The 20,808-nt window shown below is 71.3% G+C and carries 20 protein-coding genes; 6 read left to right on the forward strand and 14 right to left on the reverse strand.

What is annotated here, in order from left to right; genetic code table 11:
* From ACFQE5_RS17425 to clpB, 4 genes are all read right to left on the reverse strand, one after another.
* The coding region (locus ACFQE5_RS17425; RefSeq protein WP_379586410.1) for a PPE domain-containing protein at nt 1-474 on the reverse strand (474 nt) is incomplete at its 3' end.
* Complete coding sequence (locus ACFQE5_RS17430; RefSeq protein ID WP_379586411.1) at nt 471-770, reverse strand: type VII secretion target; 300 nt, start codon at nt 768-770, stop codon at nt 471-473. The genes ACFQE5_RS17430 and ACFQE5_RS17425, both read right to left, overlap by 4 nt.
* Entirely contained in the window at nt 767-1,126 is a 360-nt protein-coding gene (locus tag ACFQE5_RS17435; RefSeq protein WP_379586412.1) for a YbaB/EbfC family nucleoid-associated protein, read from the reverse strand. Before ACFQE5_RS17435 ends, ACFQE5_RS17430 begins: the two co-directional genes overlap by 4 nt.
* 63 nt (nt 1,127-1,189) lie before the next feature.
* A complete protein-coding gene (gene clpB, locus ACFQE5_RS17440; protein WP_379586413.1) occupies nt 1,190-3,805 on the reverse strand; it encodes an ATP-dependent chaperone ClpB in 2,616 nt (871 codons plus the stop codon).
* Nucleotides 3,806-4,159: 354 nt separating this feature from the next.
* Here clpB and ACFQE5_RS17445 point away from each other — a divergent pair, with 354 nt between their 5' ends.
* Nucleotides 4,160-5,332 carry a globin domain-containing protein gene (locus tag ACFQE5_RS17445; protein ID WP_379586414.1) on the forward strand — a complete coding sequence of 391 codons (1,173 nt, stop codon included), beginning with the start codon at nt 4,160-4,162 and terminating at the stop codon, nt 5,330-5,332.
* Nucleotides 5,333-5,338: 6 nt separating this feature from the next.
* Here ACFQE5_RS17445 and ACFQE5_RS17450 read toward each other — a convergent pair whose 3' ends face one another.
* Genes ACFQE5_RS17450 through dnaK form a run of 4 tightly spaced genes read right to left on the reverse strand, consistent with a single transcriptional unit; the run spans nt 5,339 to nt 9,637 of the window.
* The gene (locus ACFQE5_RS17450; RefSeq protein ID WP_379586415.1) at nt 5,339-5,806 is read right to left on the reverse strand and encodes a heat shock protein transcriptional repressor HspR; all 468 of its coding nucleotides are present in this window, start codon (nt 5,804-5,806) and stop codon (nt 5,339-5,341) included.
* Nucleotides 5,807-5,814: 8 nt separating this feature from the next.
* A complete protein-coding gene (gene dnaJ, locus ACFQE5_RS17455; protein ID WP_379586416.1) occupies nt 5,815-7,020 on the reverse strand; it encodes a molecular chaperone DnaJ in 1,206 nt (401 codons plus the stop codon).
* A 23-nt stretch (nt 7,021-7,043) separates the two neighbouring features.
* Nucleotides 7,044-7,772, reverse strand: coding sequence for a nucleotide exchange factor GrpE (gene grpE / locus ACFQE5_RS17460; RefSeq protein ID WP_379586417.1), 729 nt, complete (start codon nt 7,770-7,772; stop codon nt 7,044-7,046).
* Nucleotides 7,769-9,637, reverse strand: coding sequence for a molecular chaperone DnaK (gene dnaK / locus ACFQE5_RS17465; protein WP_379586419.1), 1,869 nt, complete (start codon nt 9,635-9,637; stop codon nt 7,769-7,771). Before dnaK ends, grpE begins: the two co-directional genes overlap by 4 nt.
* A gap of 236 nt (nt 9,638-9,873) precedes the next feature.
* On the opposite strand from dnaK, the gene ACFQE5_RS17470 reads away from it, so the two are divergent.
* The 5 genes from ACFQE5_RS17470 (at nt 9,874) to ACFQE5_RS17490 (ending at nt 13,334) form a co-directional block, all read left to right on the forward strand.
* Entirely contained in the window at nt 9,874-10,242 is a 369-nt protein-coding gene (locus ACFQE5_RS17470) for a hypothetical protein (RefSeq protein ID WP_379586421.1), read from the forward strand.
* Entirely contained in the window at nt 10,239-10,817 is a 579-nt protein-coding gene (locus tag ACFQE5_RS17475; protein ID WP_379586422.1) for a DUF3558 domain-containing protein, read from the forward strand. Before ACFQE5_RS17470 ends, ACFQE5_RS17475 begins: the two co-directional genes overlap by 4 nt.
* A 4-nt stretch (nt 10,818-10,821) precedes the next feature.
* Nucleotides 10,822-12,072 (forward strand): hypothetical protein, encoded by a 1,251-nt coding sequence (locus tag ACFQE5_RS17480; protein ID WP_379586424.1) that lies wholly within the window; start codon nt 10,822-10,824, stop codon nt 12,070-12,072.
* Nucleotides 12,069-12,860 (forward strand): ESX secretion-associated protein EspG, encoded by a 792-nt coding sequence (locus ACFQE5_RS17485; protein WP_379586425.1) that lies wholly within the window; start codon nt 12,069-12,071, stop codon nt 12,858-12,860. Before ACFQE5_RS17480 ends, ACFQE5_RS17485 begins: the two co-directional genes overlap by 4 nt.
* Before the next feature lie 180 nt (nt 12,861-13,040).
* The gene (locus ACFQE5_RS17490) at nt 13,041-13,334 is read left to right on the forward strand and encodes a hypothetical protein (RefSeq protein WP_379586427.1); all 294 of its coding nucleotides are present in this window, start codon (nt 13,041-13,043) and stop codon (nt 13,332-13,334) included.
* 91 nt (nt 13,335-13,425) lie between these two features.
* Here ACFQE5_RS17490 and ACFQE5_RS17495 read toward each other — a convergent pair whose 3' ends face one another.
* The 6 genes from ACFQE5_RS17495 to ACFQE5_RS17520 are packed head-to-tail and all read right to left on the reverse strand — an operon-like array spanning nt 13,426 to nt 20,805.
* A complete protein-coding gene (locus ACFQE5_RS17495; protein ID WP_379586429.1) occupies nt 13,426-13,857 on the reverse strand; it encodes a hypothetical protein in 432 nt (143 codons plus the stop codon).
* Between the two features lie 37 nt (nt 13,858-13,894).
* Nucleotides 13,895-14,896 (reverse strand): C40 family peptidase, encoded by a 1,002-nt coding sequence (locus ACFQE5_RS17500; RefSeq protein WP_379586430.1) that lies wholly within the window; start codon nt 14,894-14,896, stop codon nt 13,895-13,897.
* A 5-nt stretch (nt 14,897-14,901) separates the two neighbouring features.
* Entirely contained in the window at nt 14,902-15,504 is a 603-nt protein-coding gene (locus ACFQE5_RS17505; RefSeq protein ID WP_379586432.1) for a hypothetical protein, read from the reverse strand.
* A gap of 3 nt (nt 15,505-15,507) precedes the next feature.
* Nucleotides 15,508-17,415 (reverse strand): hypothetical protein, encoded by a 1,908-nt coding sequence (locus ACFQE5_RS17510; protein WP_379586434.1) that lies wholly within the window; start codon nt 17,413-17,415, stop codon nt 15,508-15,510.
* Nucleotides 17,412-20,387 carry an ATP-binding protein gene (locus ACFQE5_RS17515; RefSeq protein WP_449301280.1) on the reverse strand — a complete coding sequence of 992 codons (2,976 nt, stop codon included), beginning with the start codon at nt 20,385-20,387 and terminating at the stop codon, nt 17,412-17,414. The genes ACFQE5_RS17510 and ACFQE5_RS17515 overlap by 4 nt, the downstream gene beginning before the upstream one ends.
* The gene (locus ACFQE5_RS17520; RefSeq protein WP_379586436.1) at nt 20,377-20,805 is read right to left on the reverse strand and encodes a hypothetical protein; all 429 of its coding nucleotides are present in this window, start codon (nt 20,803-20,805) and stop codon (nt 20,377-20,379) included. Before ACFQE5_RS17520 ends, ACFQE5_RS17515 begins: the two co-directional genes overlap by 11 nt.
* Between the last annotated feature and the right edge of the window lie 3 nt (nt 20,806-20,808).

The raw sequence follows: 20,808 nt of genomic DNA on the forward strand, positions 1-20,808 counted from the left end.
GATCTGCTCCGCGAGCCGGTCGGCCTGGGTCCCGATGTTCCGTAGCGCGGTCGAGTAGCTGCGGGCCGCGGCGCGGTACGCGTCGGCGGCCGCGCCCTCCCACTCCCGCAGCTCACCGACGTCGTCGCGGTACCGCATGCCGACGGCGCGCAGCTCACCGGCCACGGTGTGCCAGGTCCGGGCCTGAGCCTTGATCTGGGTGGGGTCCCCGGCGAGCGCATCGAGCGGCTCGTGCAGGAACCCGACGTGTTCGATGAGCCAGCCGACCCCGGCCTCCAGCAACGAGCCCAGCGGGTTCATGACCATGCCCAGCGCATCCAGCCCGGCCCCGACCGCGGAGAACCCCGCCAGCTGCGCATCACCGCCGGTGAGGCCCGCGGACAGATCGGCGACGCTGGAGAACAGACCGGCTCCCTCCCAGTTGGCGGGCTCGGCGTTCTCGTTCTCGGGCGCGACGATGAGCGGGTTGGTCATCGGATCTCCCGGAATCGGGCGACGTTGCTCCGCTCCGTCGCGGCGTAGCTCGTCCCCGAGCACCGCACGCCATCCGCGATCAACGTGGCGGCCCGCGCCATCACGCGGACCAGGACCGAGGACCGCGCCGCCGTCTCGGCCGCAGCGTCCGCGAAGATCTGGCCGATCAGGCCATAGGCGTCCCGGGACAGCGGCCTGCCGGCGTCGGCGGCGGTGGCCAGCCGGTTGGCCACCGCATCGACCTGTCCCGCATGCGTACCGAGTTCCGCCAGGTCGACGGTGAACCCGCCGCTCACCGGGCGTCCCCCGGCGAGGACTCGGTCAGCGCCGAGCGCACCACGCGCATCGCCTCGCTGCTCTCCCCGATCAGTGGGGTGATCACGGCGATCGCCTGCTGCGTGGCCTCGGCATGTGCCCGCCGTGCCGTGGCCAGCACCGCCTCGGCGAGCTGGACCCGGGACTGTCCCTCGGCCGCTCGACCGAGGGTCAGTCCCTGCAGCGCACCTGCCGAGTTCACGGTGACCGTCACCGCCCCGTCCGGGCTGCGTGCGCTGCCTCGGACGGCGGCCAGATCGGCTTGCGCCTGCACGGCACGGCGGGCGATATCGTCGGTCCGCCGGCGGTAGCCGGAGAGCCACTCGTGTGCGTCCATGGCGGACAACGGTAGGCACGGGCGGCGTTCCCCGTGGCGTTTTGGGCAGACTCGTCCGGCCGCTCAGGCGGCAGCGACCGGCAGCCCCCTGCCGACGACCAGCTCACCGGTACCCCCGCCCGCGCGCGGGTCGAGGTCGACGCGCACGGTGTCACCCTCGCGGATGTCGCCGGCGAGCAGCTCCTTGGCCAGCTGGTCACCGATCGAGGCCTGCACCAGCCGCCGCAGCGGACGGGCCCCGTACACCGGGTCGAACCCGTTCATCGCCAGCCATTCGCGGGCCGCGTCGGACACGTCCAGGCTCAGCCTGCGCCGGGCCAGCCGCTCGCCGAGCAGCCGCAGCTGAATGTCGACGATCTGCGTCAGCTCCTCGGTCGACAGCGCATGGAACACCACGACGTCGTCGAGCCGGTTGAGGAACTCCGGCTTGAAGTGGGCGCGCACGACCGCCATCACGGCGTCGCGGCGGCCCTCGTCGTCCAGCGCCGGATCGGCGATCGCCTGCGACCCGAGGTTCGAGGTCAGCACCAGGATCGTGTTGCGGAAGTCGACCGTGCGGCCCTGCCCATCGGTCAGCCGCCCGTCGTCGAGCACCTGCAGCAGGGTGTCGAACACGTCCTGGTGGGCCTTCTCGACCTCGTCGAACAGCACCACCGTGTAGGGGCGCCGCCGCACCGCTTCGGTGAGCTGGCCACCCTGGTCGTAGCCGACGTAGCCGGGCGGGGCGCCCACCAGGCGCGCGACGCTGTGCTTCTCGCTGTACTCGCTCATGTCGATGCGGACCATCGCCCGTTCGTCGTCGAACAGGAACTCCGCGAGCGCCTTGGCCAGCTCGGTCTTACCGACCCCGGTCGGGCCCAGGAACAGGAACGACCCGGTCGGCCGGTTCTCGTCGGCGATCCCGGCCCTGGCCCGGCGCACGGCATCGGACACCGCACGCACCGCCTCGGCCTGGCCGATCACGCGCCTGCCGAGCTCCTCCTCCATGCGCAGCAGCTTTGCGGTCTCGCCCTCCAGCAGGCGGCCGGCCGGAATTCCGGTCCACGCCGAGACGACGCCGGCGACGTCGTCGGGCCCGACCTCTTCCTTGAGCATCAGGTCGGCGTCCGGCGCGGTCGCGGCCGTCTGCTCGGCGAGCTTCTTCTCCAGCGCCGGGATCTTGCCGTAGCGCAGCTCGGCGGCGCGGCCGAGATCACCGTCCCGCTCGGCCCGCTCGGACTCCCCGCGCAGTGCCTCGAGCTGCTCCTTGAGCTCGCGCACGCTCTCGATGGCTCCCTTCTCGTTCTGCCAGCGCGCGGTCAACGCCGACAGCTCCTCCCGCTTCTCGGCCAGCTCGGCACGCAGGACGGCCAGCCGCTCGCGGGAAGCCTCGTCGTCCTCCTTGGCCAGCGCCATCTCTTCGATCTCCAGCCGCCGGACGGCCCGCTCCACGGTGTCGATCTCGACGGGCCGAGAGTCGATCTCCATGCGCAGCCGGGAGGCGGCCTCGTCGACGAGGTCGATCGCCTTGTCCGGCAGGAACCGCGCGGTGATGTAGCGGTCGGAGAGCGTCGCGGCGGCAACCAGCGCGGCGTCGGTGATCCGGACGCCGTGGTGGACCTCGTAGCGCTCCTTGAGCCCACGCAGGATGCCGATCGTGTCCTCGACGCTCGGCTCACCGACCAGCACCTGCTGGAAGCGGCGCTCCAGCGCGGCGTCCTTCTCGATGTGCTGGCGGTACTCGTCCAGCGTGGTGGCGCCGACCATCCGCAGCTCACCGCGGGCGAGCATCGGCTTGATCATGTTTCCGGCGTCCATCGCGCCCTCGCCGGTCGCGCCGGCCCCGACGATCGTGTGCAGCTCGTCGATGAACGTGATGATCTGGCCCGCCGAGTCGGTGATCTCCTTGAGGACCGCCTTGAGCCGCTCCTCGAACTCGCCGCGGTACTTGGCGCCGGCCACCATCGAGCCCAGGTCGAGGGCGACCACCCGCTTTCCGCGCAGCGACTCCGGGACGTCACCGGCCACGATCCGCTGGGCCAGCCCCTCGACGATCGCGGTCTTGCCGACGCCGGGCTCGCCGATGAGCACCGGGTTGTTCTTGGTGCGCCGGGACAGCACCTGCACGACCCGGCGGATCTCGGTGTCGCGGCCGATCACCGGATCGAGCTCACCCTTGCGGGCCCGCTCGGTGAGGTCGACGCCGTACTTCTCCAGAGCCTGGTAGGTGCCTTCCGGGTCGGGGCTGACGACCCGGCTCGAGCCACGGACCTTGGTGAACGCCTCGCGCAGCGCATCCGGGGTGGCACCGTGCTGCCGCAGCAGATCGGCGACCGCGCCGCCCTTCGCGGCGAGCCCGACCAGCAGATGCTCGGTGGAGACGTACTCGTCGCCCATCTCGGTGGCGAGCTGTTGGGCGGCGGTGATCGCGGCGACTGCCTCGCGGGACAGCTGCGGCGCACTGACCGTGGAACCGGCCGCCGAGGGCAGCCGGTTGCCCAGCCGGGTGAGTTCGGCACGCACGGCGGCCGCGTCGGCGCCGACGGCGGCCAGCAGTGGCGCGGCGATGCCGTCCGCCTGCGCCAGCAGCGCGCCGAGCAGATGCGTCGGACCGACGTCGGGGTTGCCGGCGAGGGTGGCGGCCTGAACGGCGGCCGAGATCGCCTGTTGGGTCTTCGTGGTGGGGTTGAAGGAGTCCATCCCCGCGTCCTCCTGCGTCGTGATGTCGCTGGGCTCCAGTGGACCACTGCGCCCTTCGCCGTGTTCAACGTCAGAAAAGTTGAGTCTGTTCCACTCAGGTTTGTACGTGGAGATTCGGAACGCAGAGTCATAGATCGCGGACGTCACGGCGCGCACAAGAGATCACCCAGGTGGACCGCAGGGGCTATGATCACGTCCGGTGCTCCACCGACACCACCCCGCGTGATCGCCGTCCCCGAACGGATGAACGATGACTGGTTTGGTCGCTAACGCGTCTATCGTCGTGATCCCGAGCCCCACGCGGGTGCCGGCGCCGCCCCGACGGACCACAATCGAGGAGAGTGTCGGCCTCAGATGACTGCCGAATCGCTGTTCACGACCGACCTCCCCGCGGACCGTGCGAAGACCTCGGCCGCCAACGGCATGACCGAACTCACCCGGCGCAGCTGGGCCGTCGTCGAGTCCCGCGCCGACGAGGTCGGTAGCCAGTTCTACGCCATGCTGTTCCACCTCGCCCCCGAGGTGCGGGACCTGTTCCCGGTCAACCTGGAGATGCATCGCAGCCGGCTGATCCGGGCGGTGGTCCATGTCGCGCACCGGACCGACAACATGGAGGAGCTGCTCCCGTTCCTTCATCAGCTCGGCCGTGACCACCGGAAGTTCGGCGTTCGGGCGGAGCACTTCGACGCCGTCACCGCGGCGCTGATCGGCGCGATCCGCAAGGTCAGCGGCAAGGAGTGGAGCCCGGAGATCGAGGATGCCTGGCGGGAGACGCTCGCCCTGGCCGCACAGGCGATGCGGTCCGCGGCCGATGCCGAACGCGGACCGGCGTCGTGGCAGGGTCAGGTCGTCGAACACACCCGGCACGGCTGGGACATCGCCACCATCACCGTGCAGACCAGCGAACCCATCGCCTACCGAGCCGGTCAGTACCTGAGCGTGGAGACGCCGCAACGCCCGCGGCTGTGGCGCTACCTCTCGCCCGCCAACGCTCCCCGCCAGGACGGCACCATCGAGTTCCACGTCCGGGCGGTCCCTGGCGGCTGGGTCAGTCGGGCCATCGTGGCGCACGCCAATGTGGGCGACACCTGGCGGCTCGGCTCGCCGATGGGCCGGATGGGCGTCGAGCCCAACAGCGAGCGCGAGGTGCTGATGGTCGCGGGCGGAACCGGAGTGGCTCCGATCAAGGCGCTGCTCGACGACCTCAGCCAGCGGCAGCGACCACCGCGCACGCAGGTGTTCGTGGGCGGCCGAACCTGGGAGGACCTCTACGACTTCGACGCCCTGCGCAGGCTGTCGTACGCGGGCGCCTGGCTCGACGTCGTACCGGTCGTCGAGCAGGACGACCGCGCGTCGGGTGCCGAACGCGGCACCCTCGCCGACATCGTCACCCGCTACGGGGCGTGGGCCGACCACGACGTGCTGGTGTCCGGGTCGCCCGCGATGATCCGGGCCACGGTGTCGCGCATGCTGGTCGCCGGCACGCCACTCGACCGGATCACCTACGACCCCTTCACGATGGAGTAGCAACCGTCAGGTGTCGCGCCGCGGCTTCGGCCGCCAGACCACGAGCGCCTGCCTCCGGTCGACCGGGACGAGGTCGCGACGGTAGGACTGATGCACCATCGCCGCGGCCTGCTGGGCTGCCGCCTCCGCGGCGGCCAGCTCCTCGGTGAGCTCGGCGATCCGGCCCCGCAGCTCGTCGACCAGCCGCTCGAGCTCGATGATCCGCTTCACGCCGGCGAGGTTCACGCCGTCGACCTGGGAGAGCCGCTGCACCTCCCGAAGCAGCGCGATCTCGCGGACCGAGTATCGGCGGCCTCCGCCCGGTGTCCGACCGGGGCTGACCAGCCCCAGCCGGTCATAGCTGCGCAGTGTCTGGGCGTGCAGCCCGGCCAGCTCGGCGGCCACGGAGATCACGAACACCGGGCTGTCCGGGTTGGCGCCCGGTGGCAGCAGCGGCTCCTCGGCACCGCCGGTGTCGCTGGGTCGCGTGCTCATCTCATCGGTCACCTCCCGCCGAACAGGTCCGCGCGCGGATCGAAGCCCTTGGTCGCGTCAGCGTAGGCCTGCAGCGCGTCGCTGGCGGCCCGGTCGAGCTTCGTCGGCACCGCGACCTCGAGGGTGACCAGCAGGTCACCGGTCTTCCCGGAGCGGCGGTGCACCCCACGGCCGCGCACCCGAAGCGTGCGGCCGCTCGCCGAGCCCGGCGGCACCTTCAGCGAGACGGTCCCGTCCAGCGTGGGCACCGTCACCGTCGTGCCCATCACCAGCTCGGGGAACGTCACGGGCACCTTGATCGTCAGGTCGTCGGCGTTTCGCGCCGAACGGCCGAACAGCCGGTGCGGGGTGACATGCACCGTGACGTACAGGTCACCGGCCGGTGCCCCGCCGCGTCCCGGTTCACCCTGCCCCGCCAGCCGCACCTTCTGCCCGTCATCGACGCCGGCCGGAACGCGCACGGTCAACGTGCGAGTACGGGTGCTGACGCCGGCCCCACCGCATTCGGGGCACGGATCGTCGATCAGCCGTCCGGTGCCGCGGCAGTCCTGGCACGGCTCGGAGAACGCGAACGCGCCCTGACTGCGACTCACCAGCCCGACCCCGTTGCAGGTCGGACAGGCCCGCGGCGTGCTTCCCGGCCGTGCGCCGGTGCCACCGCACCGCTCACATCGTCCGGGCGAGGTCAGCCGGATCTGCACCTCGGCGCCGCGGACCGCGTCCTCGAACGAGATCCGCAGCTCGCTCTCCACATCGGCGCCCCGCTGCGCGCGTGCCGCCCCGGCCCGGGTGGCGCCTGCCCGGCCTCCGAACAGCCCACCGAGCAGGTCGCCGAGCCCTGCGGCTCCCGACGCGCCGGGACTTCCGGCGCGGGCGAACAGATCTCCGAGGTCGAAGTTCTGCCCGCCCGCGCCGGTACCGAACCCACCGGGGAATCCCCCGCTGCCGGCGCCATAGCCGCCGGAGAAGGCCCCGCCCGCGAACAGTGCGCGCGTCTCGTCGTACTCGCGACGCTTCTTCTCGTCCGAGAGCACACCGTAGGCCTCGGACACGGCCTTGAACCGCGCCTCGGTCTTGGTGTCACCCGGGTTCGCGTCGGGGTGCAGCTCACGGGCCAGCTTCCGGTAGGCCTTCTTGATCTCGTCCGCGGACGCGTCGGAGGCGACGCCCAGTTCGCGGTAGAAGTCCTTTTCGATCCAGTCCCGCTGGGTCACTCCGCCTCCTTTCCTGCCGTACCTCAGTGCGACGCCGCGTCGGCCCCGCCAGCGGCGTCCCCGGTATCCCCGGCATTCCCGGCGTCCGCCGCCGGACCAGCCGGACCCTCGGCGCCCGCGACGCTCTCGTCGGCCTTGTCGACGACGATGACCATGGCCGGCCGCAGCAGCCGATCGCCCATCCGATAGCCCCGCCGGAGCACGGCGGAGATCACCGTGACCGTCGGGGCGAGCACGTCGGTCGATTCGTGCTGGACCGCCTCGTGCTGCGTCGGGTCGAACACCTCGCCCTCGGCACCAAAGGGTTCGAGACCCAGCCTGGTCACGACGTCGACGAACTTGTCCGCCACCGCCTTGAACGGTCCGTACAGGTCGCCGTGCTCGTCGGCCCGATCGAGGTCGTCGAGCACCCCGAGCAGCTCGAACAGGACCTGCGCCTTCGCCCCGGCCAACACCCCCTCGCGGTCGCGATCGACGCGCCGCCGGTAGTTGGCGTACTCGGCCGTGACCCGCTGCAGATCGGCGGTACGTTCGGCCACCTGGCTCTCCAGTTCGGCCACGCGGGCATCCACCTCCGCCGGTGCGCCTGCCTCGGATGCCGGGCCCGGCGCCCCCGCCGGCTGCTCGCCGGCCGGGGCCCGAACCTCGCCCGTCACCGGGTCGACGCGGCGTCGATCGCGCACCACAACCCGCTCGGCCTCGTGCTCACCGTTGCGGTCCGCGTGGGCGCGGGGACCGTCGTGGGTGCTCACTTGCTGTCCTTGCCCTCGTCCACGATCTCGGCATCGACGACATCGTCGGCACCTGAGTCGGCACCGGCCTGCTGGCCGCCCGGGCCACCGGGAGCGGCCCCGGCCGCGGCACCGTCGCCGCCCGGCTGCTGGTAGAGCGCGGCACCGAGCTTCTGCGACTCGGTGGCGAGCTTCTCCATCGCGGACTTGATCGCCTCGGAGTCCGTGCCCTTCAACGCCTCCTGGGCCTGCGCCAGCGCGGCGTTCACGCTGTCCTTGACGTCGGCCGGGAGCTTCTCGTCGTTCTCCTTGACGAACTTCTCGGTCTGGTAGACGAGGGTCTCGGCCTGGTTGCGGACCTCGGCCTCCTCGCGACGCTTGCGGTCCTCCTCGGCGTGCTGCTCGGCCTCGCGCATCATTCGGTCGATCTCGTCCTTGCCCAGGGCCGAGCCGCCGGTGATGGTCATGGCCTGGCTCTTGCCGGTGCCGAGGTCCTTCGCGGAGACATTGACGATGCCGTTGGCGTCGATGTCGAAGGAGACTTCGATCTGCGGCACACCCCGCGGGGCAGGCGGCAACCCGGTCAGCTCGAACATGCCCAGCTTCTTGTTGTACGCCGCGATCTCACGCTCGCCCTGGAACACCTGAATCTGCACCGACGGCTGGTTGTCGTCGGCCGTGGTGAAGATCTCCGACCGCTTGGTCGGGATCGTGGTGTTGCGCTCGATCAGCTTGGTCATCACGCCGCCCTTGGTCTCGATGCCCAGGGACAGTGGAGTGACGTCGAGCAGCAGGACGTCCTTGACCTCACCCTTCAGCACGCCGGCCTGCAAGGCGGCGCCAACGGCGACCACCTCGTCCGGGTTCACGCCCTTGTTCGGCTCCTTGCCGCCGGTCAGCTCCCGCACCAGCTCGGTGACGGCCGGCATCCGGGTGGAGCCGCCGACGAGCACGACGTGGTCGATGTCGCGGACGGAGATCCCGGCGTCCTTGATCACCTGGTTGAACGGGGCGCGGGTGCGGTCGAGCAGGTCGGAGGTGATCCGCTGGAACTCGGCACGCGAGAGCGTCTCGTCGAGGAAGAGCGGGTTCTTGTCCGCGTCGACCGTGATGTAGGGCAGGTTGATCGTGGCGGTCGACTGGCTCGACAGCTCGATCTTGGCCTTCTCCGCGGCCTCGCGCAGCCGCTGCATCGCCATCTTGTCCTTGGTCAGGTCGATGCCCTGGGCGCTCTTGAACTTGTCGACGAGCCAGCTGATGACCCGCTCGTCCCAGTCGTCACCGCCGAGGTGGTTGTCGCCGTTGGTCGCCTTGACCTCGACGACGCCCTCGCCGATCTCCAGCAACGAGACGTCGAACGTGCCGCCACCGAGGTCGAAGACCAGGATGGTCTGCTCCTTCTCGCCCTTGTCCAGCCCGTAGGCCAGCGCGGCAGCGGTCGGCTCGTTGACGATCCGCAGCACGTTGAGGCCCGCGATCTGGCCGGCCTCCTTGGTGGCCTGGCGCTGCGCGTCCTCGAAGTAGGCCGGGACGGTGATCACCGCATCGGTGATCTCCTCGCCGAGGTAGGCCTCGGCGTCGCGCTTGAGCTTCTGCAGCACCCGGGCGCTGATCTCCTGGGCGGCGTACTTCTTGCCGTCGATGTCGGACGTGGTCCAGTTGCTGCCCATGTGCCGCTTGACCGACCGAATCGTCCGGTCGACGTTGGTCACGGCCTGGTTCTTGGCCGACTGCCCGACGAGGACCTCGCCGTTGCGCGCGAACGCCACCACCGACGGGGTGGTGCGCGAGCCCTCCGAGTTGGCAATAACCGTCGGCTCGCCACCCTCCAGGACGGCGACGACGGAGTTGGTGGTCCCGAGGTCGATACCGACCGCACGAGCCATGGTGGTTGCCTCCGTGGTATGCGTACTTGAGCCGATCTGACTCAAGTCTCCACAAGACCCGCCCTGGTCGTCAAACCGACCTTGAGCCGATCTCGCTCAACTTCTACGTACCACGCCAACGCACCCCACCCCGACCTTGTTCCCACCCGCGAGTCGGGGTATTTCCGCGAACGAGTTGTGAGCGGCTTATGCCAAACCGCCCCACGGTGCGCGGGCGCCGCTCTACGCTGCGCCCCATGAACGCGTCCCTGGCGTCGAGCCGAGCTCAGTTCCAGTCCGCCGTGGACAGTCTGCGGATGCAGGTCGACCGGGACACCGTCCTGCAGGCGCGCGCCGCGTTGCTCGAAGAGACGCTCCGGTTGCGGAGGGCGCTCCTTGTCCACGCGTCTGATGAAGGCATCGGACTCTGTGGTGGCGACCCGATCTCGCCGGTCGCCGCGCAGGCGTTCAACGAACGCATCGGCGCGCTGCTGGAGCACTGCCGCCGCTACACCGACGACCTCGAGACCGCCGGCCACACCCTGGGCGAGATCGCCCGCCGCTACGGCCACACCGAGGACGACATCGCACGCTCCTTCACCATCGACACCATCTCCCCACGGTGACCACCCGGCTCGTCGCACACCTGCTGGTGCTGCTCGCCCTCACCACCGGCTGCACCGCCCTCCCCGGCAACCCCGCACCTACCACCCCCGACGATCCCGAGACCTCACGGCTCCCGACCCGACCCCGCGATATCCCGGTCGATGAGATCGAGCCATGCGACCTGCTCACAGCGGACCAACTCATGCAACTCGAGGTCAGCCACGGTGCCCCCACGAACTCGCACGTTAACCCCAGCAGATCCGTCTGCCAGTGGGGCCGCTTCCCCGATGAGCCACAGGACTTCTACCTCATGACAGTCGATACCGGCCGCGGAGCGGCGTATGCCCTCGGCAGCGTCACAGGTGGGCGCATCGTCGACGTTGCTGGATACGCCGCGGTGGAAACACGGGTCGGCAGCTCCCCCGAGGACCGACACTGCGTTCTGCTCGTCGACGTCGCCGCCGGTCAGAACCTCTGGGTCCAGTACGACTACACGGGCAAGACCGTCCCCATAACCAAACAACTCGCCTGCCAGAAGGCCCACACCGCCGCCGAGATGGCGGTCCAGACGCTGCGCGAGCGGACGGGACGGTGAGGACATGACCGAGATCCCCTACCTGCGGTACGAGGCGTTCGACCTGAGGACCAAGTTCGGCTGGCTCAACGGTGCCCCCGGCATCCAGGCCACCGAACCGACGCGGATCGGCCTCGGCAACCTCGGCAACGCGTTCGCCGGTTCCGACGACACCATCCGCGACGTGCTCCGTCCGCTCGGGGTCGATTGGCAGGGCCAGGCGGCCTCGGTCGCGGGCGACGCCCTGCGCGGCGTCGCCGACATGGGCAGCCGCACCGGCGAAGCAGGTGTCGCCAGCAGCGGCTCGGTGGACAGCTACGGGCAGTCCTTCGAGGCGATGCGACCGAAGATCGCCTGGACCGATCCGGGCACCTACTCGTTGTTCGACGCGTTCGTCGACGTCACCGGCTCCACGTTGAACCAGGCCTTCGGCGACATCTTCGACCTGCAATCCGACTACAGCGCCATCGTCGAGGAGAATCGCACCCTCGACGCACAGGCCAACGCCGCTCTCTACGCCCACGAGGCGGCGAGCCGGGAAGCACTGGCCCGGTTCCCCGCGATCGAGCCCGCCGCGGCGTCCGGAGCCGGCGCCGAGGGATCCGTCTCGCCCGGTGGTGCCGCGGGTCTCGGCGGACCGACTTCCCAGTCCGGGACCGGCGCGCCGACACCCCCGGCGGCGGGCATGGGCGGACCGGCCGACGGTGGCTGGCCGGGCGCGACCGCGTCCCCGACTCATACCGGGTCCGGTTCGTCGGTTGCCGGAGGAATCGGTCCGACCGGCGGGCCGTCGGGCGCGACCGAGTCGAAGGGCGCCGGGGGCCTGGCAGGCGCGGTGCTCGGAACGCCGACGGCCCGCAGCACCGGCATCCCGATGGCCCCGCACTCGCCGTCCCCGTCTGCTCACAAACCGGGCCTCGCACCCGGCTCGACGAGCTGGCGCAACCCGAATGCGCAAACCGGCTCGGGGGTGACCCCGGGCCGACCGACCACTGGCCGCGCCTTTGGTGACCGGCTTCGGGGGAGCGCACTCAGCCCGCGCAGCTCCGCAAGTCTCGGCGGCTCGACGGCGACCGCCGAGCCGGGCACGCGGGCGTCGGGCCGGGCGGCACCGGGATCGGCAGGTCACGTTCCCTTCACCGGCGGGATGGGCGGTGCCGCTGGATCCGGGCCGCACCAGCACAAGGTGCGTTATTTCGTCCCGTCCAGTGAAGCGTTCGAGGTCGCCGTGCCGCACGTCCCACCCGTCATCGGTGCCGCGGGGGAAGAAGAGTGAAGCTGGACTGGTCGATCGCGACGGTGCTCTCGCTCGTCGAGTTCGACGTCTGCTGGGACCTGCTGACACTGGGCGAGACGCCGTCGCCGCTGGACCTGCCCAGTCCGGGCCGGACCGCGCAGGAGCGCCAGTCGATCGTCGCGGCCGTGCTGGAAGACCTGCGCCGCCGAGGGCTGGCCGATCACGACGGTCCGCGCCCCGACATCGCAGGGGAGCTTCGCCGGCTGGCCGCCGCACGGCTCACCCTCGACATCCGGCTCCGAACGGGCTCGCTCGTCACCGGTGTCGCCACCTGCCGGCCCGGCCGGGGGGTGCTTGCGGTCCGGCATCAGGACCGGATCGGTGTGCTGCGGATCCCCCGCGAGGGCGCAGCGGCTGCGCTCGCCGACCTGCTCGGGCCGATCACCCCAGGCCCCGGCCGCGTGGTTAACCTGCTGGCCGACATCCTCGACGGGGCCAGGGCGGCGTCCCGCACCGATCCCGTCCGGTTCGCCGACGAGCTGGTCCGCCGTGGCACCACTGCCCGGGACGCCCAGGCGCTGGTACACATGTGCCGGGCGGCGGACGGCCGCGGGCAACTCGGCGCGTCCGCCCGGACGCCCGGTCGCCGGGGCCGCCGGGCGGCGTACGTCATCGGGGTGCACCACACTCCGTCAGGTCATTACCGCCAGCTGCGCCGCCCGGGGCCGGGTGGACGTGACATCGTCACGATCGGCCCGCTGGACCGGGCCGGCCTGATTCGCGATCTTGATGAGCTCGCCGCCACGGTCGATCCCACATCCCTGTGACCGGCACTGGTCACCTCAGGCACGCCGAGCGGGCCACCCGGATCGCGGGACACCCTGGCTCGCGGGACGACGCAGTCGTTCCGCGATGCCCCGCGAGTCGGGGTATTTCCGCGAACGAGTCGCGAGCGGCTTGCGCCAAACCGCCCCACGGTGCGCGGGCGCCGCTCTACGCTGCCGCCCATGAACGCGTCCCTGACGTCCAGCCGAGCTCAGTTCCAGTCCGCCGTGGACAGTCTGCGGATGCAGGTCGACCGGGACACCGTCCTGCAAGCGCGCGCCGCGTTGCTGGCGGAGGCCCACCGGCTGCGGAGGAAGCTCGATGTACACGACAAGGACGTCCGAGTCGGGCTCTGCGGGGGTGATCCGATCTCGCCGGTCGCCGCGCAGGCGTTCAACGAACGCATCGGGGCGCTGCTGGAGCACTGCCGCCCCTACACCGCGATCCACACCCTGCGCGAACCGACAACCCGATAAGGACCACGACACGGTGGCGCGACCACCCCGACTCACGCACGGAAAAACCCCGACTCGCGCACGGAAAAACCCCGACTCGCGGGGGTGGGCCTTAAAGGGGGGAGGCCGGGCGGGGTTCGATCCGACCGGCGGAGGCGGGTGGCAGCGGATCCTCGACAGGGGCGAGCACCCGGTGCTGCTCGGGATCGACGACGGGGTTGTCGGCGGCGTCGCGGAAGACCAGCTCACCGTCCGGGCCGAGGTCGGCGACGAATCCGACGGCCGCGAGCTGCTCCTCGTCGAGGTCGGCCAGCGCCTCCGAGCGGCTGGGCACCACTTGGTACTCCGGCCAGGACAGGTGGGCGTAAGCATCGTGCAGGTCGGCGAGCAGCCCGGTGAAAACCTGTTGCCAGCGCAGCGGCATCGACTGCGCGAGTGACCTCGGCACCACGAGGTAGTTCTCGGTGGCCCCTCGGGCCGGGCGGTCGAGGTAGTCCTGCAACGGCGTGGTGGACGCCGGAGCGAGAATGTCGTCACGTGCCATGGGGCGATACTCCCGCTCGCTCCGGTGGACGCTCACATCAGGCGGTGTTGGGTGTGGTCCCGGGTCGGGTCGCCAGCGGCACGAGCTCGTGATACTCCCACGGGACCGGACGCACCCGGACCGACTGCCCGCTGTAGGGCGCCTCCACCATCTGCCCATCACCCAGGTAGAGCGTCACGTGATGGATCGTCGCCGGATCGGACGGATCGGTTGCGTAGAACAACAGGTCACCGGGCTGGGCCTGCGCGACGGGGACGTGCCCGCCCGAGAAGAACTGGTCCCGGGCGACTCGTGGCAGCTCGATGCCCGCGGCCTGGAACGCACGCAGCATCAGCCCGGAGCAGTCGTAGGTGTTCGGCCCGGTCGCACCCCAGACGTACGGCTTGCCGAGCTCGCCGAGAGCGAACCCGATCGCCGCGCCGGCGGCGCCGGGCGGCAGCGTGGCCGTCGGCGCGCCGCAACGGGCCGGGACGGCCGCCACGTCGGCCAAGTGCTGCACCAGCTGCGCGGCAAGGCCCTCCCATTTCGCGTAGGCGTTGGGGAAGGCGGAGCGCTGCACGGTCTGTGCGGCGACGGTCACCGGCAGGGTCTGCCAGCCGGGCACGTCGAGCAGCCGGTCGATGAAGATCCGGGTGCTGTAGCTGGGATCGGTGACCTGGGCGGGTGTTCCCCAGCCCTGCGAGGGTCGCTGCTGGAACAGCCCGAGCGAGTCCCGATCGCCGTAGTGGATGTTGCGCAGGGTGGACTCCTGCATGGCGGTGGCCAGTGCGATCAGCCAGGCCCGCGGTGGCGCGCCCATGTCACGGGCGACGCCGATGATCGTCGCGGCGTTGGCGCGCTGCTCGTCGGAAAGGTCGGCGAAGGTGGTGCCGGCCCGGCCCCCGCGGCCGAGCTCGAAACCGATGTCGGTGTCGCACACTCCGTAACGGCTCGCGGAGCCACCACCGCCGAGCTGGAACGCGAGGAAGCCGAGCCCGAGAAACAGTCCCAATGCCGAGACGAGCGCGACGACCGGGAGCAGCAGCCGAAGCGAACGCATGGCGGTCAGGCCTGGTCGTAGCCGGCGACCCGCCAGCCGCTCTCGGTGTCGACGACGAGGACGACCAGGGTCAACGCGTCGGTCGGCACGGTCACCTGCACAGAGCTCGGCGCCACCCGTACCGGTGTCGGCGCCCCGGTCACCCGGGTGGCCGGCACGTTGGCCGGGTCGACGCTGGACAGCACGCCGAGGTACTCATCGGTCGTGTAGGGGCGCAGCCTGCTCAACCACTGCTGCGAGGTGATCCCCTCGGGGTGGTCGGCCCAGGCCGCCGCCCAGGCCGCCGCGGTCCGCAGCGCCGCCGCGGGCGCTTGGTCCAGCGGAAGGGCGCTGGGGGTCAGCGGGGCGACCGGGGGCAGCACCGTCGGGGCTGCCCCGCTCCCCGTATTCGGCGCCCGGCTCACCGTTCCCGGGGTCGCCGACGCCGTGCCCGACGGAGTCGTCCCGTGGTCGGCCGCCGGACGAAGTACCGCCGAGGTGACGCTGATCCCGACGGCCAGCGCCAGCACCGCGGCGGCGGTGATGGCCAGCCGCAACGGCGAGCGCAGCGGCCATTGCCAGATCGAGCGGTAGGCAGCCGAACGGCCGCGGGCGGTTCTGATCGGCATGGCTCAGCCATCCAGGTACCGGGTGGTCGGCCCGGCGTAGGTACGTTGCGTGGCTCTCGGTCGGTAGATGCGGTAAACAGGCACGCCCTCGACGAGTTCGGGGTGCACCGGGCGGGCGTTCGGGCGCAGCGGCACCGCATCGGGCCTGCGGTATATCACCCGCTCGTCGATCTCGCCCGGCTCGACGCGGCCGGGATACGTCGTCCCGCCCGCGCCACCGGAGGGGCCCGATGGGAGCGCCGGGCGGCGGGCGGATCCCACCGCGACCTGCACCTCGCTGCGCCGCGGCGCGGTACGCGCACCGGGGCCACCCACGACCGTCGCCGTTGCCAGCACGGACTCCGGCCGGGCGCCGGGCGCATCCCCGGCGGCACCTGCGTCCCTGCGTCGCTCGTCCCACCAGCGGGACTGTCGGTCGGCATCCGCACCGCCACGGAGCCGCTGCCAGTACCGCGACATCGGGCCGCTGCCCACCCCGGGGACGATCCCGCCGAACTGGTCACGGGTCAGGGACACCATCGACACGAGTCTGCGGAACGGACGTGCCACCGCCCACATCACGACCGTCACCACCCCGGTGACGAGCAGCGCGAGCCACAGGTCGATGCCGGCGTCCGGCCGGAACAGCGACACGACGAGCAATGCGTGCAGCCCGGCCAGCGCCCCGACCACGAGTGTGTTGACGATCGCCGCTCCGGCCACCCGCAGCAGCGCGGGCAGCACCTCGGGTTTCAGGATGGCGAGCACGGCGAGTGCGGGGGCGGTCATCACCATCAGGCGCAGCAGCAGCATCGCGACCAGCACGAGGATCTTGGACAGCAGCTGGAACAGCGCGATACACGCGGCTTGCACGACGGCGAGCACCCCGACGCCGATCCGGCTGCCCGCCTTGCCCTGGAAGTAGGCGTACCGGTCGCCGAGCTGGCTCGCGATCGTCGCGAACTCGGTCTTCTTCTGCTGCGCGAGCTCCGCGGTGTCGCGCCCCTCGGCGACCTCCTGCTTGGTGAAGGTCTGGGCTCGCAGCAGGTCCCGGCCGAACTGCTCGGCCTGTGGCACATCCGGCGAACCGAACTCGCCGCGCTCCCAGTTGCGATAGATCACTTGGTCGACCAGCACGGTGGGCAGGGTGTCCCGGGTGCCCAGCCCGACCTGGCCGAGGAAGCCCTCCTGCATCTGCGTGACGCCGTCGAGCAGCAACCCGTCGGCGGACTTCGCCCAGTCGACCGGGGCGAGATAGGCCGCCGACCCGATCAACAGCGCGAACGCGGCGAACCCGGTGCGCTGGGCCTGTTTCGCGAGATCACCGCGGACCGCGAGGAGGATCAGGAACACCGCGAGGATGAGCAGCGCAAGCCCGATCCAGGTGGTGAACACGGTGTCGTACATGGCCTTGGTGGCATCGCTGATCAACCGGTCGAGTGGGGAGAGCAGCTCGCCGCCATCGGCGATCAGGTAATGCGCCCAGTTGACCCCGGCGACGATGAACTTCGCGACGTTGAACGTCTGGTTGCCCAGCCAGGTGTCGGTGGTGCTCGCTGGGTTGAGCACGGCCGTGCCTGCGCAGCCGAGGTCATAGTTGTGCCAGACCAGCCCGGCGTAGCCGACCTCGTGGTAGACGCTGCCGGGCTCGCCGGCGCCGTAGGTGGGCGGGTCCAGGGAGCCGACCAGCCCCGTCCCGGGACGGTCGGGCTCCGGGGACTCCTTGCAGTCGAAGGGTTGGGCCAGCGCCGGCGTACCGAGCAGCATCGAGCCACCGAGCAGGCCGAGCACCACGAGGAGCGCCGTCACCCACCGTGAACGCGGCCGCACCGGGGCGGCGCGGCCGCGACGACGGCGCCGGAGCGCAAACAGGACCAGCACCATCCCGAGGCCGGCCCCCACCAGGAGGGCGACCGGATCGTCCCCGGTCACCGCCCGCCCTCGCCGGTCGCACCCACCTCGGAGGCCGGGCGCACGGGCTCCGGCTCCTCGTGCCAGGGCTCCTCGAGATCGTCGAGCAGGTCGAGCGCCTCGTCGTCGAGCAGCTCGGCGTCCATCGGCACCACCGCACCGCGTGCGGTGAGGAGCTCATCGGTGCGCGGGCCGATGATCGGCCGCGGATACCCCGTGCGGTAGCCGTTGGCCACGGCGGGGTCGACGTCCCCATCCAGCTCGACGTCACCGGGGCCGAGCGCGGCGGGCTCGTCCGGGGCTCGCACCTCGGCGGCGCCCGCGGCCGTGCCGGGCAGGCCGTGCGCGGACAGCCGACGGGCATCGGGATTGGTGTCCAGGGCCTCTCGGACATGTTCGAGGTGCGGCGCCTCGAGATCGATCCGGATCTTCTCGACGCCACCGTGACCGTCGGCGAACACGAACTGGCGCGGGGTGTCGTCTGGTCGGTCGTCGTGCCGGGGCCGCGGGGACAACGTCCCGAGCAGCTGCTCGTAGCCGACACCGGTGGGCACCTTCAACAGCCGCAGCGCCTCGGCCTGAGCCTCCTCGTCGTCGGTCCGCCCGACGAACACGGCGTTGACCAGCGACGCGAACCCGGAGACGCGCAGCAGGTCGCCTGCGAGCTGGGAGGCGAACAGCGCGCGGACGTTGAACTTGCGGGAGTCTCGGGCGAGCCGGTCGATGAGGACCTTGCCCGTGGGCACCTGGGAGAGGAAATGTGTCTCATCGAGGGCGACGCCCTTGCGCAGGTTCCGGTCGGCGTCGTAGATCGTGCGCTGGGTCAGCCAGGACGCGAGGTTGAGCAGCTCGACGGCGAGCGACTCGGCGTCGGTCCATTCCTCCCGCGGGCTGCCCGGCCGCGGCAGCGTCATGCCCTGCATGGTCAGCACGGTCAGCCGGTAGTCGCGGTCGGCGGACCAGGGGTCGTCGCGGGAGGTGTCGGGGAACAGCAGCGCGGCCTGGGGCAGTTCGCGGCGTTCGGACAGGAAGTCGGCGACGACGCCGGCGTGCTCCTCCCCATCCCGCGCGTGCCGGCGCAGCGCCTCGATCACCTGCCCGGGGTGGCGGTCGGCCGCCCCGCCGACCTCCCGAACGGCCCGCAGCAGCACGATCCGGGTGTGCGGCAGCCGTGCGACGTCGTAGGGCAGCAGCCCGGTCAGGACGTCGAGCACGAGCCTGCGCCGGGTGGCCGCGGCCAGCGAGCGCTCGCGGCGCCAGGACCGCTCCGGGTCCTCGTCGTCGGCGAAATGCTCGGGGCGCGGCTCGGCGACCACTCGGTACGGGTTGAGGATGCCCGGGTCGGCACGCAGCAGGTTGATGTGCCGCGCGAACGGAGCCAGTTCCGGGAGCCGGGTGAGCTCGGCCAGCGGACCGGACGGGTCGAGCACGGTCCAGCGGGCCCCGGCGCGCAGCGTCTTGTAGGTGATCAGGCCGGTCAGGAACGATTTGCCGCTGCCCAGGCCGCCCACGATCGCGGTGAGCCCCGAGGCCCGGCGGACCTCCTGGGCCAGCCATGGGTCCCAGGCCACCGGCCGCCGGGTCGCGGTGCAGGTCTCGCCGAGCATGATGCCGCGGCGGTCCCCGACGCTCGCGGTGGCTGTCGGCACCGCGGACGCCGCCCAGGTCACCGAGCCGCGGCGGCGATAGGCGGTGGACGCCAGTGGCTCACCGGGGATGAACTCGCGCGCGTAGCGGTACTGCGCCTCCGGATGCTCGATCTGCACCTTGGGCCGGTAGATGTCGAGCACCTGCTGGGCACGGGACACGGCCTCGGCCTCGTCGCGACCCGACACCGCGATCCGCCACCAGCCGTACAGTCGGGTGTTGAGCTGGGTGAGCCCGCTGGTGACCTCGTCCTCGATCTCCAGGACCCGGTCGGCCTGGCGGGCCAGCGACATCGGCGGGTCGAGGTCGTGGTCGTGGGTGTAGTGCCGGATCTGGCTGCGCACCTTGCCCATCTGGCGCTGCAGCTCACCGGTGACGTCCTCGGGGCGCCGCACATAGATCCGCGCCGACCACTCGACGGGGAACGGCAGCCTGTCGGAGCGCTGCATCCACGGGTCGTCGACCTCGGGGATCCGCAGCCCCTCCATCAGCCCGACCGACAGCACCGCAACATCGCGCTGCACGGTCTGTGCGCGCAACCTGCCCACCACGCGGACCGTGGGCGCGTAGGGCTCCTGGTACATCTCGACACCGTCGGTGAACGCGGCCAGGTCCTCGGTCTCCCATCGGCCCGTGCCGCCGGGCACCGCGGCGAGGGTGCGCGGCGCGGGCAGGCCCAGCGCGCACGAGCGGTGCATCAGCCAGGCGATGTCCTCCGCGGTGGCCGGGACGGCGTCGAGCCCGCTGCCGGCAACCAGCACGTCGAGGTGGTTGACCTCGGATTCCAGGGCGGCCAGCTCGGCCCGTACGGCCGCCGGGGCGATCTTGCCGAGCACCGGGGCGGCGATGTCCGCCCAGCGGTCGAACATGCTGCGCCCGGAGACCTCGATGCCCAGGAACACCTCCTTGTCCGACATCGACAGACCCATGAGGTGACGCTGCTCGCCCTCCAGGAACCCGTCCCACCCCAGGGCACCCGCAACGTCCGGCATCCGGTCCAGGGCGTTGTGGTCGAACGACTCGGCCCACATGTGCACCGGATACGGGCGGGTGGTCACCCGCAGATGCAGCCAGCGGCCCTGCAGCTCGCCGAGCTGGGCGGCGATCTGGCGGATGAGGATCTCCCGTTGCGCGTCGCTGCGGAAGCTCCAGGCCTGCGCGGCGAGTCGGTACCAGGCCATGACCTGGCTGCCGGTCCGGGTGAGGTGCCCGTCGATCGAGCGCAGCGAGATTTCCGGGACGTAGCGGGGAAGTCCCGGCTCGCCCGCACGGGCACGCCGACCCCAACGGCGGCGCTTCGGCCGCGGCTCGCTGCCCGATCCCCGCGGGCGGCGCTCACGAGGCACGCCGGGACCCCTTCCAGCCGGCGGGCGCGGGGACCCGGCTCGAGCCGGTCCGGCCGCGGTCGCCGGCGTGCCGGATCTTCACGTGGCCGGACCGGACCGGGCCGCCGCGGGTGGCCGTGCGCAGGCGCGGCGCGGTGATCTCGTGCCGGAACAGCGTGATGATCTGGCCGAGCGGGCGTTCGTAGTTGATGCGCTTGCCGAGGAACCGGGTGATGACGATCGTCGCGATCAGCGCCCAGGCCACGGAGAAGAAGTCGAGGCCGATCCCGACTCGCCGCTGCACGAACATCACGAACACCATGACGAACAGGCCCAGCCCGTAGCTGACGTACCGAGCGCGCCAGGGGAACGTGGCCCGCGGCGGCCCGAGCCAGACGGCGTCGACCCGGTAGACCTCGTCGTCGGTGCGGACGAGCACACG

This window comes from Pseudonocardia hispaniensis, assembly GCF_042658695.1.
Taxonomy (GTDB): Bacteria; Actinomycetota; Actinomycetes; order Mycobacteriales; family Pseudonocardiaceae; genus Pseudonocardia; species Pseudonocardia hispaniensis.